Annotated in this window: 17 protein-coding genes; 5 read left to right on the top strand and 12 right to left on the bottom strand. The window is 68.6% G+C overall.

Annotated elements, in window-relative coordinates; genetic code table 11:
- Positions 1-2: 2 nt before the first annotated feature.
- From J2X20_RS09050 to dusB, 7 genes are all read right to left on the bottom strand, one after another.
- The gene (locus J2X20_RS09050) at positions 3-527 is read right to left on the bottom strand and encodes a GNAT family N-acetyltransferase (protein WP_310263571.1); all 525 of its coding nucleotides are present in this window, start codon (positions 525-527) and stop codon (positions 3-5) included.
- Between the two features lie 17 nt (positions 528-544).
- Complete coding sequence (locus J2X20_RS09055; RefSeq protein WP_310263573.1) at positions 545-2,155, bottom strand: GMC family oxidoreductase N-terminal domain-containing protein; 1,611 nt, start codon at positions 2,153-2,155, stop codon at positions 545-547.
- Positions 2,152-2,643, bottom strand: coding sequence for a hypothetical protein (locus tag J2X20_RS09060; protein ID WP_310263576.1), 492 nt, complete (start codon positions 2,641-2,643; stop codon positions 2,152-2,154). Before J2X20_RS09060 ends, J2X20_RS09055 begins: the two co-directional genes overlap by 4 nt.
- On the bottom strand, positions 2,643-4,052 hold the full coding sequence (locus tag J2X20_RS09065; RefSeq protein ID WP_310263577.1) for a coniferyl aldehyde dehydrogenase: 1,410 nt from the start codon (positions 4,050-4,052) through the stop codon (positions 2,643-2,645). Before J2X20_RS09065 ends, J2X20_RS09060 begins: the two co-directional genes overlap by 1 nt.
- A gap of 271 nt (positions 4,053-4,323) precedes the next feature.
- Entirely contained in the window at positions 4,324-5,904 is a 1,581-nt protein-coding gene (purH, locus tag J2X20_RS09070) for a bifunctional phosphoribosylaminoimidazolecarboxamide formyltransferase/IMP cyclohydrolase (protein ID WP_310263579.1), read from the bottom strand.
- Positions 5,905-6,010: 106 nt separating this feature from the next.
- Positions 6,011-6,262, bottom strand: coding sequence for a helix-turn-helix domain-containing protein (locus J2X20_RS09075; protein ID WP_310263581.1), 252 nt, complete (start codon positions 6,260-6,262; stop codon positions 6,011-6,013).
- Positions 6,263-6,285: 23 nt separating this feature from the next.
- Positions 6,286-7,338 carry a tRNA dihydrouridine synthase DusB gene (gene dusB, locus J2X20_RS09080; protein ID WP_310263583.1) on the bottom strand — a complete coding sequence of 351 codons (1,053 nt, stop codon included), beginning with the start codon at positions 7,336-7,338 and terminating at the stop codon, positions 6,286-6,288.
- Between the two features lie 70 nt (positions 7,339-7,408).
- On the opposite strand from dusB, the gene J2X20_RS09085 reads away from it, so the two are divergent.
- A complete protein-coding gene (locus J2X20_RS09085) occupies positions 7,409-7,906 on the top strand; it encodes a YqaA family protein (protein WP_310263585.1) in 498 nt (165 codons plus the stop codon).
- Positions 7,903-9,390, top strand: a complete 1,488-nt coding sequence (locus J2X20_RS09090; protein ID WP_310263587.1) for a carboxypeptidase M32 — start codon at positions 7,903-7,905, stop codon at positions 9,388-9,390. Before J2X20_RS09085 ends, J2X20_RS09090 begins: the two co-directional genes overlap by 4 nt.
- Before the next feature lie 54 nt (positions 9,391-9,444).
- Here J2X20_RS09090 and J2X20_RS09095 read toward each other — a convergent pair whose 3' ends face one another.
- From J2X20_RS09095 to J2X20_RS09115, 5 genes are all read right to left on the bottom strand, one after another.
- Positions 9,445-10,038 carry a hypothetical protein gene (locus J2X20_RS09095; RefSeq protein WP_310263590.1) on the bottom strand — a complete coding sequence of 198 codons (594 nt, stop codon included), beginning with the start codon at positions 10,036-10,038 and terminating at the stop codon, positions 9,445-9,447.
- A 414-nt stretch (positions 10,039-10,452) separates the two neighbouring features.
- Positions 10,453-10,638, bottom strand: coding sequence for a hypothetical protein (locus tag J2X20_RS09100; protein WP_310263592.1), 186 nt, complete (start codon positions 10,636-10,638; stop codon positions 10,453-10,455).
- Positions 10,639-10,660: 22 nt separating this feature from the next.
- On the bottom strand, positions 10,661-11,596 hold the full coding sequence (lpxC, locus tag J2X20_RS09105; RefSeq protein WP_310263594.1) for a UDP-3-O-acyl-N-acetylglucosamine deacetylase: 936 nt from the start codon (positions 11,594-11,596) through the stop codon (positions 10,661-10,663).
- 19 nt (positions 11,597-11,615) lie between these two features.
- Positions 11,616-13,580 carry a sensor histidine kinase gene (locus J2X20_RS09110; protein WP_310263596.1) on the bottom strand — a complete coding sequence of 655 codons (1,965 nt, stop codon included), beginning with the start codon at positions 13,578-13,580 and terminating at the stop codon, positions 11,616-11,618.
- Between the two features lie 102 nt (positions 13,581-13,682).
- The gene (locus tag J2X20_RS09115; RefSeq protein WP_310263598.1) at positions 13,683-14,243 is read right to left on the bottom strand and encodes a TetR/AcrR family transcriptional regulator; all 561 of its coding nucleotides are present in this window, start codon (positions 14,241-14,243) and stop codon (positions 13,683-13,685) included.
- 109 nt (positions 14,244-14,352) lie between these two features.
- Between J2X20_RS09115 and J2X20_RS09120 the strand changes: the two genes are divergently transcribed.
- From J2X20_RS09120 to J2X20_RS09130, 3 genes are read left to right on the top strand one after another with little or no spacing between them, the layout of a single operon-like run.
- Entirely contained in the window at positions 14,353-15,048 is a 696-nt protein-coding gene (locus tag J2X20_RS09120; RefSeq protein ID WP_310263601.1) for an SDR family oxidoreductase, read from the top strand.
- A gap of 20 nt (positions 15,049-15,068) precedes the next feature.
- Positions 15,069-15,893, top strand: coding sequence for an alpha/beta fold hydrolase (locus J2X20_RS09125; protein WP_310263604.1), 825 nt, complete (start codon positions 15,069-15,071; stop codon positions 15,891-15,893).
- Entirely contained in the window at positions 15,890-17,074 is a 1,185-nt protein-coding gene (locus tag J2X20_RS09130) for a Bcr/CflA family efflux MFS transporter (RefSeq protein WP_310263606.1), read from the top strand. The genes J2X20_RS09125 and J2X20_RS09130 overlap by 4 nt, the downstream gene beginning before the upstream one ends.
- Positions 17,075-17,118 lie beyond the last annotated feature (44 nt).

Consider the following 17,118-nt stretch of genomic DNA (forward strand, 5'->3'; position numbering starts at 1 on the left):
CTTCACTCCGCGGGCCGCACAGCGGCGGCATAGACCGGGTCGATATAGATCTGGCCGCCGAACAGAAACTCCTGGCCACCGACCTTGGCAAAACCGAAGCGTTCATAGAACTCGACGGCCCGCACATTGCGATCGTAGACGCCGAGCCAGAGCGTGCCGGCGCCGCGTTTGCGGGCCTGCTCATGCACGGCCTGCATCAGCCCCGCGCCCAGGCCCCGGCCGATGAAGCCGGCGCCCAGATAGATGCGCCACAGCTTCAGCGGCACAGGGCCCGTCACGCAGTCGGGTGCCGCCTCATCCTTGACGATGGCATAGCCCGCCAGTTGCCCGTCCACCCAGGCCAGCAGCGTCGTACAGGCCGGGTCAGAGATGACCCCGGCCATGACCTCGGGCCGGAAATGCTCGGCCACGTAGTCCGCGATTTCCTGCGCGTCGCTGATCTCGCGATAAGTGTCGGCAAAGGCCTGGGCGGCAAAGGACGCAAGCAGCGTGGCGTCTCCGGAGGTGGCATGGCGGATCGTCGGCATGCCGACGATTCTCGCCGTCAGGCGAGAAGCACCGCCTTGGCGCCCAGGCGCTGGATCAGGCCGCTCGTCAGGCGCGTGGCCAGGCCATAGACCGTGAGCTGGGGGTTGGCGCCCAGGCTGGTCGGGAAGAGCGAGCCGTCATGCACCGACAGATTGGCAAGCTGCCAATGCTGGCCGTCGGGCCTGACGACGCCACGGCCGGCATCGGCCGCCATCGTGCAGCCGCCCATCACATGGGCGCTGCCCACGGTGGCGAGGAAGGGCTTCATCGTCAGCTTGGCGATGCCGGCCTTGGCCTCGGCCAGGTTGGCATAACCCTGGGCCTGCTCATGCACCGGCCTGACCGTCTTGGCGCCGGCGGCGAACTGGATCTCGGCCATGGTGAGGTAGGCGCGGCGCACGCCGTCGAGCAGATAGTCGCTCAGCGTGTAGTCCAGCACCGGCGTGCCATCGCCGCGCAGCTTGACGGCGCCGCCGGCCGCGTCGGCATGGAAGCCGTCGCGCAACAGCGCGATCATCAGCTGGGTGCGCGGCAGGTCCTTGGCGCGCTGGACCAGTTCCGAGCCGACGCCTCCTCCATTCGTCAGCGCGAAGGCGGGGTGCACGGGCGCGACCTCGAGCTTGTAGCCGATAGGCCCGTCGATGGGGCCGGCATGCAGGAAGTGGTCGCAGAACACCGACAGCGGCGCACCGGCCCAACCCGCAACCTCGTGGTCGAACAGGGCCACGCCGCCGGCCGTCGGGTGCAGGAAGGTGCGCTTGCCGAGCAGGCCATTGGGGTCGGGCGCGTTGGAGCGCAGCAGCAGGCCCGGCGAGTTGATGGCGCCGCCGGCGACGACATAGTGCTTGGCCGTGATGCGCAGCTGCGCGCCCGTCACGCTGCCATCCAGGGCCACCGGCTCGGCGACCAGCGCGGCCACCTTGTCGCCCTGCAGTTCGAACTTCGCCGCGCGGGTCTGTACCAGCATCGTGGCGCCCAGGTCCAGGGCCGCCGGCAGGGTGCTGACCAGCATGGACTGCTTGGCATTGGTCGGGCAGCCCATGCCGCAGGAACCGAGGTTCCAGCAGCCCTTGACGTTGCGGCGCACGACCTTGGTCGGGATGCCGAGCTTCTCGGCGCCGCGCTTCAGCACATCGTTGTTCTCGTTGGGTTCGGTCAGCCAGTCGCCGATGTTCAATCGCCTCTCGGCCTGCTCGAACCAGGGCGCCATCGCGGCTTCGTTGAAGTCCTTGAGACCGAACTGCTCGCCCCAGTAGGCCAGCGCATCGGGAGGCGTGCGAAAGCTGCCGGTCCAGTTGATGGTCGTCGAGCCGCCGACGCAGCGGCCCTGCAGGATGTTCATGGCCTGGTCGACCGTCTTGCGGCCGCCGGCCTCCTGGTAGAGCTGCGGGTAGGCGTCGGCCTCGCGCTGCCTGAACTGGCTGCTGGAGCGCAGCGGGCCCTCTTCAATGATGACGATCTTCAAGCCCGCGCGGGCCAGCATCTCGGCCGTGATGCCGGCACCGGCACCGCTGCCGACGATGGCGACGTCGCAGTCCAGCGTGGCGGGCAGGGCCGCATGCGGGCCGCCGTGCACCTTCCAGCCGCGTTGCAGCCCTTCGAGGATGGGATCGGGCAATGAACTCATGGGATGTCTCGCGGACCGGCGTAGCCCGCCGTCTTCCAGTTGGCCGGTTCGGTGAAGAAGGCGATGGCGTTGAGGTCGCGCAGCGCGTGGTAGATCTGCTGGCGGGTGTTGGAGGTGGACAGGCGCATGGCGTCAAAGGCCGTGCGGATGTCGTCGATGCCGGCCTCGGCCCAGGGTCTGGACAGGCCGACCAAGGCGTAGCGGCCAGCCACCGTGCTGAGGAGACCCAGCGCGTCGGACAGCTCCTTGCGCGTGGCGGCCGGCAGTGCCGCGATGGAGACATCCAACCGCGCGAGCTGGGCGTCCACGCCGTCGGCGGGCAGCAGGTCGCCGAGCACGGCGATGGCCGAAGCTCGCATCAACTCGCGTGCGCCGGGGCTCAGCCTGCCGTCGACCAGGCCGGGCTTGATGAGGGCCACACCGGCACCGGCCACGCCGATGACGACGGCGGCGCCAATGCCTAACTTCAGGAGTCCACGGCGCTTCATCACACCACTTTCTTCAACAGGGACAGCAGGCGCTCGAAGGTGGCGCCATAGGGGGGTTGGAACAGTTGGGTGCCGGCAAAGCGCGACTGGATGAACAGGGGCTTCTCCTTGCTGAAGGTGCGAAAGCCCCATTCACCGTGATAGGACCCCATGCCGCTGGCACCGACGCCGCCGAAGGGCTGTTCTTCCTGGCCCAGGTGCCAGATGCAGTCGTTGACCGTCACGCCGCCGGCATGGGTCTCGCGCATGACGCGGTCGCGTTCGGCGCCGTCCTGGCCGAACCAGTACAGGGCCAGCGGGCGGTCGCCGCGGTTGACATGGGCCAGGGCTTCGTCGACCTTGTCGTAGCCGACGATGGGCAGCAGCGGGCCGAAGATCTCCTCCTGCATGACGGTGGCCTCGGGCGGCACGTCCAGCAGCAGCGCCGGGACAAGGCGCCGGTCGTCGGGTTGTTCGTCATGGCTGCGCAGCACACGTGCGCCGCGATCGGCAGCATCCTTGATCAGACCTTGCAGGCGCGCATGGTGGCGCGGCGTGGCGACGCTGGTGTAGTCGGCATTGCCGGCGATGCGCGGGTACATGCGGCGCATCTCGGCCAGGATCTTCTGGCTCAGCGGCTCGACCATCTCGCGGGGCACCAGCAGGTAGTCGGGCGCCACGCAGGTCTGGCCGGCGTTGAAGAGCTTGCCGAAGGCCAGGCGCGATGCCGTCAGGGCGACATCGCAGCTGCGGTCGACGATGGCCGGCGACTTGCCGCCCAGCTCCAGCGTCACCGGCGTCAGGTTTTTTGCCGCGGCCTGGGCCACATGGCGGCCGACAGCCGTGGAGCCGGTGAAAAAGAGATGGTCGAAGGGCAGCTCGGTGAAGGCCTTGCCGACCTCGGCGTCGCCGGTGATGACCTGCATCTCCTCGGGCCGGAAGTGCTCGGCCACGATACGGGCCATCAGCTCCGACGTGGCCGGCGTCAGCTCCGACGGCTTGATCAGCACGCGGTTGCCGGCGGCCAGCGCAGCGACGGCTGGCTCCATTGCCAGGTAATAGGGGTAGTTCCAGGGCGACACGATGCCAACGACGCCCAGGGGCTGGCGCATCAGTACATTGCGGCCGGGCAGAAAGTGCAGCGGTGTCTCGACGCGCCTGGGCTTCATCCAGCGGCGCAGACGCTTGAGGGCATGCTTGGCGCCGGACTCGACCGTGAAGATGTCGGCCAGCAGCGACTCCTGGCGGGCGCGGTGGCCGAAGTCCCGGGCCATGGCGGCGGCAAGCGCGTCGCCATGCTTTTGCGTCATCGCGACCAGCCTTTGCAGGCGGTCGCGGCGCACCTCGTAGGAGGGCATGCGCTCGGCCTCGTAGGCGCGGCGCTGCGCCGTCAGCGCCAGATGCAGGCGTTCCTGCAGGGCGGTGTCCATGGGCATGTCTCCGGTTCTCGATCTAATGCATCGAGGCTAACCGCAAGACGGGCCCCCACCATCGGGGGAGGCCCTGGACTAGAGGACTGCGTCTAGTCGCACAGGCGACACAGAGGATTGACGGAATTTGCGGGCCGAGCGCCGGGCCGCTCCCTAGCCGGCCCGCGTATGGCGATGTGCTTGCGGCTCGAAGCCGCAAGCATCGCCGTCCCCTCTGGGGACCGACTGGACGGGCCCGCGTTCAGCGGGGCCCGACTGGGCGAGGGGCTCGTTAATGCCGGAAATGACGTACGCCGGTGACCACCATCGCGATGCCGCGCTCATTGGCTGCGGCGATGACTTCGTCGTCGCGCATCGAGCCGCCCGGCTGGATGACGCAGGTCGCACCGGCATCGGCCAGCACGTCCAGCCCATCGCGGAACGGGAAGAAGGCGTCGCTGGCCACCGCAGAACCGACCAGGCTGAGGCCGGCATGCTGGGACTTGATGGAGGCGATACGGGCCGAGTCGAGGCGGCTCATCTGGCCGGCGCCGACGCCCAGCGTCATGCCGCCGCCGCAGTAGACGATGGCATTGCTCTTCACATACTGCGCGACGGTCCAGGCGAACATCAGGTCGTCAAGCTGCTGGGCCGTGGGCTGCAGCGTCGTGACGACCTTGAGGTCTTCCTTGCGCAGGAAATGGTTGTCGGCCGTCTGCAGCAGCAGGCCCGAGCCGACGCGCTTGCTGTCGCCGGCATTGCGGCCCTGGTCCCACGGACGCGGGCCACCCGGCGGCAGCGCGATCTGCATCAGGCGCACATTGGCCTTGGCCTTGAAGATCTCCAGCGCCTCGGCGCTGAAGCCGGGGGCCATCAGCACCTCGACGAACTGCTTGGCGACGAGCTGGGCGGCCGCGCCATCCACTTCGCGGTTGAAGGCGATGATGCCGCCGAAGGCGCTGGTGGGGTCGGTCTTGAAGGCCTTGCTGTAGGCCTCGGCCGGGTTCACACCGACGGCCACGCCGCAGGGGTTGGCGTGCTTGACGATGACGCAGGCCGGCGTGTCGAAGCTCTTCACGCATTCCCAGGCCGCATCGGCGTCGGCGATGTTGTTGTACGAGAGCTCCTTGCCCTGCAGCTGCTTGCCGGTGACGAGGGAGCCGGGCGCCGGGAACAGGTCGCGGTACAGGGCCGCGGTCTGGTGCGAGTTCTCGCCATAGCGCAGGTCCTGCACCTTGACGAAGGTGGCATTCATCTGCGCCGGGTACTCGGCCTTGCTGCCGTCTTCCTGCAGGCTGGACAGGTAGTTGCTGATGGCCGCGTCGTACTGGGCGATGCGGTTGAAGGCGGCCACCGATGCAGCGAAGCGCGTCTTGTCGCTGGTCCTGCCGTTCGCCTTCAGCTCCTCGAGGACGGCACCGTACTGGGCCGCGTCGGTCAGCACCGTCACGTCCTTCCAGTTCTTGGCCGCGCTGCGCACCATCGCCGGGCCGCCGATGTCGATGTTCTCGATGGCGTCTTCCAGCGTGCAGCCGGGCTTGGCCACGGTCGCTTCAAACGGGTAGAGGTTGACGGCCAGGATGTCGATGCGCGTGATGCCGTGCTTTTCCATGGCGGCCACATGCTCGGGCGTGTCGCCACGGGCCAGCAGGCCGCCGTGGATCTTGGGATGCAGCGTCTTGACGCGGCCATCCATCATCTCGGGGAAGCCGGTGTGCTCGGCCACCTCGGTCACCGGCAGGCCGGCCTCGGCCAGCAGCTTGGCGGTGCCGCCGGTGGACAGCAGCTTGGCGCCCAGGGCGTGCAACCCCTTGGCGAAGTCGAGGATGCCGGTCTTGTCGGAGACCGAAAGCAGTGCGGTGAGTTGGGTCATGTTCTTGATCAGTTGGGGTCGGAGCTTCTCGCTGCGCTCAAAGGTCCAACCCGCAAGGTTTAGTCAGTTGGGGTCGGAGCTGCTTCGCAGGTCCAACCCGCAAGGTTTAAAGATTGTGATCAGTCAGCTTGCGACGCAAGGTGTTGCGGTTGATGCCCAGCCACTGCGCGGCCTTGCTCTGGTTGCCGCCGGCTTCGCGCATGACGATCTCGAACAGCGGCTTCTCCACCAGCTTGATCAGCATCTCATGCATCGAATGCGGCTCCTGGCCGTCGAGGTCACGGAAGAAGGCTTCGAGGTTGTCGCGCACGCAGGCGTCGATGGGATTGGGCGGATTGGTGTTCTTCTGGGCACTCATGACAGGGGCGCGAATGGGTTTCGTCAGGCGGCACAGGCTTCTTGGGCCTGAACTTCGTCGTCGTCGTTGGCCGCCTCGGCAGGAGGCAGCCGGTCATGCGTCTGGCCAAGTTCGTCGAACCAGTCGCGCAGAGCTTGCAACTGCAGGTCGCAGCGCTCCAGGGTGTTCATGTGCTGGCGGAAGGCCTCGCCGCCGGGCAGGCCGCGCACGGCCCAGCCGATGTGCTTGCGCGCGCTGCGCACGCCGCTGAGCTCACCGTACAGGCCATAGTGGTCGTGCAGATGCTCGGTCAGCACGTCGCGCGCCTCGATCACGCTCGGCGCCGCTAGGTGTTCGCCTGTCGCCAGAAAGTGGGCCACCTCGCGAAAGATCCAGGGCCGGCCCTGGGCCGCGCGGCCGATCATCAGCGCGTCGGCTCCCGTATAGGCCAGCACGTCACGCGCCTTCTCGGGCGAATCGATGTCGCCATTGGCCACGACGGGAATCGTCAGCGCTGTCTTCACCGCGGCAATGGTGTCGTATTCGGCCAGGCCCTTGTAGCCCTGCTCACGGGTGCGGCCGTGGATGGTCAGCATGGCGATGCCGGCGGATTCGAACAGCCGGGCCAGGCGCAGCGCATTGCGCTCGTCGGCGCTCCAGCCGGTGCGCATCTTCAGCGTGACGGGCACGCCGCATGGCGCGCAGACGGCGACGACGGCCTCGACGATCTCCAGCGCCAGCGCCTCGTTGCGCATCAACGCCGAGCCCGCCCATTTATTGCAGACCTTCTTGGCCGGGCAGCCCATGTTGATGTCGATGATCTGGGCGCCGCGGTCGATGTTGTAGGCCGCAGCCTCGGCCATCATGGCCGCATCGGTGCCGGCGATCTGCACGGCAATCGGCCCCGGCTCACCCGAGTGGTCGGCGCGGCGCGAGGTCTTGAGGCTGCCCCATAGCTCCTTGCGCGACGTCACCATCTCGCTGACCGCATAGCCCGCACCCAGGCGGCGGCAGAGCTGGCGGAAGGGCCGGTCCGTCACTCCGGCCATCGGCGCCACGAAGAGCCGGTTGGGGAGGGAGTGGGGGCCGATTTGCACGAGACGTCTGCTTAAAAAAGAGGCGAGATTGTAGCCATCCGGCCCGTTGGCCAGCCTCCACAATGCCGCCATGGAAGCCTGGCTTGGCCAATTCATCAGCGAGCTGCTCGCCGCCCTGGCCCTGCCCCAGGTCGGGCTGGTGGCCGTCTTCGTCATCACTTTCGTCTCGGCCACGCTGCTGCCGCTAGGCTCTGAGCCGGCCGTCTACCTCGTCGTCAAGGCGGACCCGAGCATGTTCTGGGCCGTGATCCTGGTGGCCACGGTCGGCAACACGCTGGGCGGCGTGACGAGCTGGTGGATTGGCTACGGCGCCGAGAAGGCGGTCGAGGCGGTGAAGCACCACGAGCCGTCGCATTCGCGGGCGATGCGGTGGCTGCAGCGCTTCGGCCCCAAAGCCTGCCTGATGAGCTGGCTGCCCATCGTGGGCGACCCGCTTTGCGCCGTGGCCGGCTGGCTCAAGCTGCCCTTCTGGCCTTGCGTGGGCTGGATGGCCCTGGGCAAGTTCCTGCGTTTTCTTCTGTACACCGTCGCCTTGATTTGGCTGATTCCGGAGACCTGGTTGTCATGACCTCTGCATACCAAGACCTGAGCGCGCGCCAGCGGCGCCTGCACCACCTCGGCCATCTGCAGGCCATCGCCCAATGGGACCAGGCGGCCAATATGCCGGCCAAGGGCAACGAGGCGCGCAGCCTGGCCCTGGCCGAGATGGACGGCCTGCTGCACCAGCTGGCGACCGACCCCGCCCTGCCCGGCCTGCTGGACGCCGCGGCCGCCGAGCCGCTGGACGATGGCCAGCGCGCCAATCTGCGCGAGATCCGTCGCGCCTGGCGCGCCGCCAACGCCCTGCCCCAGGCCCTGGTCGAAGCCAAGAGCCTGGCCAACAACCGCTGCGAGCACGCCTGGCGCAGCCAGCGCCCGGCCAATGACTGGGCCGGCCTGGTGCCGAACCTGCGCGAGGTGCTGAAGATCGCCCGCCAGGAGGCCGAACTGCTGTCGCAGATGTCGGGCCTGTCCAAGTACGACGCGCTGCTGGACAACTACGAGCCGGGCATGCGCGGCGCTGACGTCGAAGCCGCCTTCGCACCGCTGCGCGGCTGGCTGCCGGGCCTGATCCGTGACGTGACGGCCAAGCAGGCCGGCGAAACCGTCATCAAGCCGGTCGGTCCCTTCCCCACGGCAGCGCAAAAGGCGCTCGGGCTGGATGCGATGAAGCTGATGGGCTTCGACTTCGCCGCCGGCCGCCTGGACGAGAGCACCCATCCCTTCTGCGGCGGCGTGCCCGAGGACGTGCGCATGACAACGCGCTACCGCGAGGACGACTTCCTGCCCAGCCTGATGGGCACCATCCACGAGACGGGCCACGGCCGCTACGAGCAGAACCTGCCGCGCGAGCTGCTCGGCCAGCCCATCGCCCGCGCCCGCTCCATGGGCATCCACGAAAGCCAGAGCCTGAGCTTCGAGATGCAGCTGGGCAGCCATCCGGCCTTCGCCGGCCTGCTGTCGCCGCTGCTGGTGAAGCACTTCGGCGACCAGCCAGCCTTCGAGCCTGGCAATCTGAACAAGCTGCTGACGCGGGTGCAGCCGGGACTGATCCGCGTCGATGCCGACGAGGTCACCTACCCCGCCCACATCCTGCTGCGCTTCGACATCGAGCGCGCCCTCATCGAAGGCCAGGCCGAGGTCGAGGACATCCCGGCCCTGTGGGACGCCAAGATGGCCGAGCTGCTGGGCCTGGACACGCGCGGCAACTTCAAGGACGGCCCCATGCAGGACGTGCACTGGCCGGCCGGCCTGTTCGGCTACTTCCCCTGCTATACCCTGGGCGCCATGTACGCGGCGCAGTGGTTCGCCGCCATGCGGGCCCAGCGGCCGGACCTGGACGCACAGATCGCGCGCGGCGAGTTGGGTCCGGTGTTCGACTGGCTGTCCACCCATGTCTGGCAGACCGCCAGCCGCTACGAGACGCCTGAGCTGGTGAAGCGTGCCAGCGGCGAGGCCTTGAACCCGGCGCACTTCGAAGCCCACCTGCGCCAGCGTTATCTGAGCGCTTGAAATGCAAACGCCGAGGGTTGAGGCCCCCGGCGTTCTTCATCTAAGGCCGCTGGATCAGCCGGCCGTCGTGCCGTTGGTCTTGGCGCGATGGATGCGCGTGCTCTGGCGGTTCTCGGCGCGCTGCACATGCTTCTGCTCACCGGCGCCGACATGGCCGTCGGCCGCGGCATGGGCTTCCGCACGATCCACGTGCGCCTGGCCCTGCTCCATGCGGGCGGCCTCGCGCTTGGTCAGAGAGCCACTGGCAAGACCCGCCTCGACACGTTTTTCCTGGTTGACGTTGCGCTGCACGTCGGCCTGCATGCGCTGGCTGGAGGCGGACAGCGGGTTGCCGTTGACGCCGTTGTTCTTGGCCGTCTCGATGTCGCGGCTGGCCTTGTTCTGCGCCGCACGCAGCTGCTGGCGCTCGGCGGCGCTGAGCTTGCCATCCTTCATGTCCTTGGCTTGCAGCCGGTCGACCTTGGCCTGCTCGCGCTCGAGCAGCCCCGCTTCGCGCGTCGTCAGCTTGCCGCTTTGCAGGCCGTTTTCGATGCGCTGCTGCTGGTTGACGTCACGCTGGACGGTGGTCTGGGCATTGACGGGGGTCTGGGCCATCGCGGCGCTGGTCAGCAGGGCAAGGGCGGCGCAGGCAATCAGGGAGATCTTCATTCGAGGGTCCTTTCAGCGGTCAGCGACGGCTGGCCTGTGCGTTCAACGCTGGCCTCTGCGCTCAGCCGACGCACAAGCCCGCCGGTCGGTGAGAGGGCGTAACAGGGGACGACAGCTTGGCGACAGCTTGAGCTGTGGCGCGGGCGCAAAAAAAAGGGGTCGCCCTCGTGGGGGCGCCAAAAAAAAGGGCCACTCCTGCGGGAGCGGCCCAATTCGGTACAACAACGATTTCTCTCTTCAATCCACTGCGCTTCCCCGGCCCCCCGGCCATCTCCACGCGTGGCGCCCAGGTTAATGGTCTCCCGGACTGGGCCGCCGCAACTCGAACAGCGACCGTGAAGTCATTCTGAACACATGCCGCCGGGCTGGCATCCCCGCAAGCCCAGGGGTGCTCCGGCTACGCCGTGACGAGCATCACAGCAGCAGGGCCAATCGCTCCAGGATCAGCACGCCGAAAAAGGCCAGTCCGGCTACCAGGGTCCATTTCATGATGACCACGCCCCGCCGCCGCCAGCGCGCCTGGCCGGTTGCAATGGAGAAGGCGAAGCAGAGCACGGCCGAGAACAGCAGCAGGCCGACGACAAGGCGGGCGATCAGCATGTAAACGCTCTCATCGCATCACTCACCACGCTGGTGCGAGCTCGGCGAAGCCCTTGGGCGCCTGGCGGTCGTCGTCGAAATGGACGATCTCGTAGGCCGACTCGTCGGCCAGCAGGGCGCGCAGCAGCTTGTTGTTCAGCGCATGGCCGCCCTTGAAGGAGGTGTACGCCGCCAGCAGGGGCATGCCGGCCACCTGCATGTCGCCGATGGCGTCCAGGATCTTGTGCTTGACGAACTCGTCGTCATAGCGCAAGCCGTCGGCGTTCAGCACCTTGTAGTCGTCGACGACGATGGCGTTGTCCATGGAGCCGCCCAGGGTCAGGCCGCGCGAGCGCATCAGGTCGATGTCGGCCGTCATGCCGAAGGTGCGGGCGCGGGCGATCTCCTTCTTGTAGGTGCCCGAGCCCATGTCGAAGACGAAGCTGCTGCCGGTGGCGGCCACGGCCGGGTTGTCGAACTCAATCTCGAAGCTCAGCGTGTAGCCGTGGTGGGGCTCGAGCTTGGCCCACATCAGCTTCTTGCCTTCGCCCTGGCGCACCTCGACGGGCTTCTTGACGCGCAGGAAGCGCTTGGGCGCGTCCTGCACGAGGATGCCGGCCGACTGCAGCAGGAAGACGAAGGCGGCGGCCGAGCCGTCCAGCACCGGCACCTCGTCGGCATTGATGTCGATGATGAGGTTGTCCAGGCCCAGGCCGGCGCAGGCCGACAGCAGATGCTCGATGGTCTGCACCTTGGGGCCACCCGGGTCGCCGCCAGGGCTGATGGTGGTGGCCATGCGCGTGTCGCTGACCGACGTGACGCCGACCGGGATGTCCACCGGCGGGCAGAGGTCGACGCGGCGGAAGACGATGCCGGTGTCAGCAGGCGCGGGGCGCAAGGTCAGCTCGACCTTCTGGCCGCTGTGGATGCCCACGCCGACGGCGCGCGTGATCGACTTCAGGGTGCGTTGCTTGACCATGCTCGGGATTGTCCCAGGATCAAGCCTCGCCCTTGCGTTCCACGGGCAATCTGAGCGACAGCCGCGTGCCCATGCCCGGCGAGGAGTCGATGCGCAGCTTGCCGCCCAGACGCTGGGCGCGCTTGATCTGGCTTTTCAGACCGCGTCCATGCTGGATGGTCTGCAGATCGAAGCCCGCGCCATCATCCTCGACACGGATCTCGACATAGCTGCCGTGATGGCGCGTGACCATGCGCACGCGGCTGGCCTGGGCGTGCTTGAGGACGTTGTTCAGCGCCTCCTGCATCAGGCGCAGCACATGCAGGGCATCGGGCGGCTCCAGCCAGGCCAGCGGTGGCAGGTCCTGCACATCCCAGTCGAGCTTGAGGCCGCCGGTCTGCAGGCGCTTGCCCAGTCGGTAGCGCATGGTGGCCAGCAGCGAGACGAGGTCGTGGCCGACCGGCTCCAGCGAGTCGATGACCAGGCGCAGGTCGTCCACGCATTCGCGCAGCACCTCGACGACCTTCTCGTGCGACATATTGCCCTGCTCGACCGCGACCAGGGCCGACAGCAGCGAGGAGCCCAGGCCGTCGTGCATGTCGGCCATGATGCGCTGGCGCTCCAGCAGCAGGGCCTGCTGGCGCTCGGCCTCGCGCAACTGGGCGTTCTGCATCTGCAGCACCGACACCTGCTCGTCCAGGTCCTCCTGCAACTGGCTGTTCTCGGCCTGCACCTGCTCAACGGCGCCGACATAGCGGCGCTGCACCGCATGCAGGAAGCTGAGCATGACGGTCAGCGTCGCAAACGGCATCAGGAAGAAGTGCTCGGGCCAGGCCCAGCCGGCCAGTACGGCGAGATCGTGGCCGCCAATGACGACGCCGGTGATCAGTGCCACGGCCATGATGCGCAGCTCGGTGCGGCGTTCACGCCAGGCCAGGTAGGCCACCCAGGCGGTGCCAATGGCGGCGACGGCGGCCGTCACCGTGTATTGCATGACGACCATGTCGAGCTGGCGCAGCCACAGCGGCATGCTCAGGACGCTGACCAGGGCCACGCTGGCGGTCAGCGCCCACTCCAGCCAGAGCGTGCGCCGGCTGGCGAAGCGCAGCGCGAACAGCAGGGCCGTCAGCATGACCCAGCCCATGGAGGCATGCGTGGCCCACCAGAACCAGTCCTGGCCCACGGGCGAGGCGGGCAGGCTGACGTAGTAGTGCAGATTGCGCACCATCCAGGCCGCGGCGCCCAGCGCAAAGAGCCCGTAGATGCCTTCGTCGGGCCGGCGCAACCACAGCGTCAGCGCAAACATGCCCAGCACGGCCAGCGTCAGGCTGACCGCCTGGGGCAGGCCGGTCTGGGCGCGCACCCGCCACAGCCAGCGCTTCTCGAGCTGGTCGCGCGGGCCTATCCAGATGCGCGACACGGCGTGATAGCTGCCCGCCGGCACCGGCAGCGCCACCACCACGTCCAGGCCCTGGGCACCGGCGCCGGGCAAGGGCAGCCAGATGGGCTGCACCCATTGCTCGCGCTCGGCATGCTGGTTGTCCAGCAGCAGCTGCCAGCCGCGGTCGGTGCGGGCCAGCACGGCGGCCGACAAGGTGACCAGGCGCGGCAGATACAGGGCCATGGCCTCGTCGCCACCGGCCGGCACATGCAGCCGGTACCAGCGCATCTCGTAGCCCCGGGCGTCGCTGAGCATGGCCGCGCCCGGGCGCGTGCGCACGTCGGGCATGACCACATGCTGCCAGGCCCCCGCGGCCTCGGGCGGCAGCAGTTCGGGCGGCAGGTCGAGACGGTCGCCGCCCGCCACGCTGTGCTGGCGCAGGGTCGCCCACCAGCTGTCGAGCTGGGCGCGCGTCCAGGCGGTGGTCGCGAGTTCGGCAGGCGCGGAGTCGTCGCCCGCGACGCGCGTGCTGGGCTGGGGCAAACGTTGTGCCTGCACGGGCAGGCCGGCCAACATCACCATCGCCAGCAAGCAGCTGCGCAGGATCAGGCCGAACTCAGGCATCCCTACCTTGTCTCATAGGCATTGACATGGGGCGCGAGCATGCCACATAGGCAGGCCCCGCCCCAGCGGGCGCGCACCGCTGGTGGGCGCTCGAACGACCGTTCAGCCGCCGGCGGGCAGATGCTTGCGCGCCGCTTCCCGCAACTCCTGCGACAGCCCGTTGTCGCCCACGGCTCGAGACAGCAGCAGCGCCCCCACCAGCGTGGACAGCATGGCGAGGGCCTGCTCGCGCTGCTGCGCGGGGGCATCGGCGGGCATCTGGGTCTGCAGCGCCGCGACCAGGCTGGCGACGCCGTCGGCAAACACCTGCTGCACGGCCGGCCCACCGCGCGCCGCATCACCCGCCAGCGCCACCAGGCCGCAGCCGGCACCGATATGGTCGCGGTGGGCGTCGGACAGATAGGTCTTGACCCAGGCCTGCAGGCTGCGGTCGGTCTGCTTCTTCCACTGCTCGCGGTTGGCCTGCAGCGCACGCCGCGTCGCCTGGGCGGCGAGGTCGTCCTTGGACTCGAAATGGCCGTAGAAGCCGCCACGCGTCAGGCCGGCGGCCTGCATCAGGTCGTTCAGCCCGATGCCATCGAAGCCGCGCTCGCGGAACAGCTGGGCGGCGTTGTCGAGGATGCGTTCGCGGTTCTCTTCGGCCTGGGCGCGGCTGACCTTCATGACGTCTCCTGGGGGCTCTCGGGTGGCACTTGACGAAGTTTATATGTTGACCGACATTTATATCAATCATGTCGGTCGACATGAATAAATCGATCCGGAAGGAAGTCTCATGAAGCTCAAGAACGCCGTCGTCTTCATCACCGGCGCCAACCGTGGCCTGGGCCGAGCCTTTGCCGAGGCCGCCCTGGCCGCCGGCGCGGCCAAGGTCTATGCCGCTGCGCGCGATTCCGCCTCCATCACCCTGCCCGGCGTCGTGCCCATCGCGCTGGATGTGACCGACCCCGCCCAGGTGGCCGCCGCGGCCGCGCAATGCACCGATGTGACGCTGCTGATCAACAACGCCGGCATCTCGCAAGGCGTGGGCGTGCTTGCTGGCGACGCCATCGCCACGGCACGCCGGCATCTGGACACCAATTTCTTTGGCGTGTGGGCGCTGACCCAGGCTTTTGCCCCGGTGCTGCAAGCCAATGGCGGCGGCGCGGTCCTGAATGTGCTGTCGGTGCTGAGCTGGGTGACGCTGCCCGGCCTGACGCCCTACAGCGCCAGCAAGGCGGCCGCCTGGGCGCTGAGCAACGGCTTGCGCAGTGAGTTGAAGGCCCAGGGCACGCAGCTGACCAGCCTGCATGTCGGCTATATGGATACCGACATGACGCGCGGCCTCGACGCGCCCAAGTCCTCGCCCGCCGAAGTCGCCCGTCTGGCCCTGGCCGAGCTGGAAGCCGGCGCCTTCGAGGTGCTTGCCGATGACATCAGCCGCCAGGTCAAGCAGAGCCTGTCCACGGCCGCGCCCGCCTACGCCGGCTAAGCACCGCCCAGGAGAACGCCATGCTCGCCTCCCCTGTCCATGCCGCGCCTCTGCAGGCGCATGACGACGGCCATCTCGCCGCGGCCCGGCATGCCTTCTCGGCGCCCGAACGCGTGCCGCTGAGCGCCGAGGAGCGCGCCACCCTGGCTGGGCATGCCGAGGCGCCGCTGCGCCACGAAGGCCACAAGCTGACGCGCTGGACCCTGGGCTCGGGCCCGCGCGTCGTCCTCGTGCATGGCTGGAACAGCCGCGGCGCGCATCTGCTCGCTTTCGCGCGCCCCCTGGTCGAGGCCGGCTTCTCGGTCACCCTCTTCGACCTGCCCGCCCATGGCGACTCGACCGGTCATGCGGCCAGCGTCGTCCATGCCGGCCGCGCCCTGCGCGCGGTGGTGGCCGACATCGGCGCAGAGGTGCATGGCGTCATCGGCCATTCGATGGGTTCGGCGGCGGCGCTGCTCGCGTTCGCGCACGGCTGGCAGGTCAGGCGCAGCGTGCACCTGGCCGGGCCGTCCTCGCTGACGCCCATGGTCAAGGGCCTGGCCGCCGCCCACGGCCTGGGTCCGGCGGACGCCGCAGCCTTTGCGGGCTGGGTCGAGCGCTTCATCGGCACGCGCATCACCTATGTGGATCTGGAGCGGCTGCAACACGGCCTGCGTCATCCCGGCTTGATCATTCACGACCCCGCGGATCGCACCGTGCCTTTCGCCGCTTCCGAGGCCCTGCATGCGGCCTGGGCCGGCTCCCGTTTCGAGCCCGTTCACGACCTGGGTCATCGCCGTCTGCTGGCCGATGCCGACGTCATCGCGCGCAGCATCGCCTTCATTGCCGAGGGCCGGGCCTCATGAGCGCCGTGCCTCTGCGCTGGCTGCTGACACTGGCCGCCCTGTCGGCCCTGGCGACGCTGTCGACCAATATCCTGCTGCCCTCCCTGCCCGTCATCGCCCAGGCCCTGGGCGGCGACGAAGCGGCGCTGACCGCCTCCGTGCTCGGCGTCTTCCTCGCCGTGTTCGCGTTTGCCCAGCTCATCGTCGGGCCGCTGTCGGATCGCATCGGCCGCCGGCCCGTCGTGCTCGGCGGCCTGGTCGTCTTCGTGATCGGCAGCGCCGTCTGCGGCGTGGCGGGCACCCTGCCCTGGCTGCTCGCGGGACGTGCATTGCAGGCCATCGGCGTCGCGGCCGCATCGGTGCTGGCGCGGGCCGCGGCACGCGATCGCTTCGAGGGCCCGCAGCTCGCAGCACTGCTCGGCCGCATCATGGTTGTCATGGCCGCGGCGCCCGGCTTCTCGCCGCTGCTGGGTGGTCTGGTGCAAGCCGCATGGGGCTGGCGGGCGCTGTTTGCCGCGCTGGTGCTGGCTGGGCTGGCGTTGGCTGCCGCCTATATCGGCATCGTTGGCGAAACGCTGCCCGTGGAGCGTCGCCGCCATCAGCCGGCCGGCGCGTTGGCGCGAGGCTATGTCGTGCTGCTGGGTGATGCACGCTTCATGCGCCCGGCCCTCGCAACGGCAGCCATCCTCGGCGCACTGTTCGCCTTCTTCGGCACCGCGCCGCTGGTGCTGGCGCGCGACTTCGGCTTCAGCGCCTTGCAGGTCGGGCTGTTCTTCGCGACGTCTGTGTTTGTCGTGTTTGCGGCGGGCCAGACCGCGCCGCGTTGGGCGGCGCGCTGGGGCGGCCCGACCGTACTGCGACTTGGCGCCGCGTTGGCGATGCTGGGCGGCCTGGTGATGCTGGCCGGTGGCGCGGCGGGCCTGGCTGGCTTCGGGCTGGCGGTGGCCATCTTTCTGTTCGGCATGGGCCTGGTGTCGCCTACAGGCACGGCGCTGGCGTTGACGCCGTTTGCATCCCAGGCCGGACAGGCGTCGGCGCTGCTCGGCTTTCTGCAGATGGCTGCGGCAGCCTGCATGACGACCGCTGCAGCCACTCTGCCGGGTGCGCGCATGGCTGCGTTAGCCCTGGTGCTGGCGGGCGGCGGATTGCTGGCTTTGCTGTCCGGCGCCGCAAGGCCGGCCGCTGTGGCTCGCGCGTCCTGAAAAGCAAAAGGGCGAGCCTTGCGACTCGCCCTTTCTTGATCGAA

The organism is Roseateles saccharophilus (genome assembly GCF_031458095.1).
GTDB classification, from domain to species: Bacteria; Pseudomonadota; Gammaproteobacteria; order Burkholderiales; family Burkholderiaceae_C; genus Pelomonas; species Pelomonas saccharophila_A.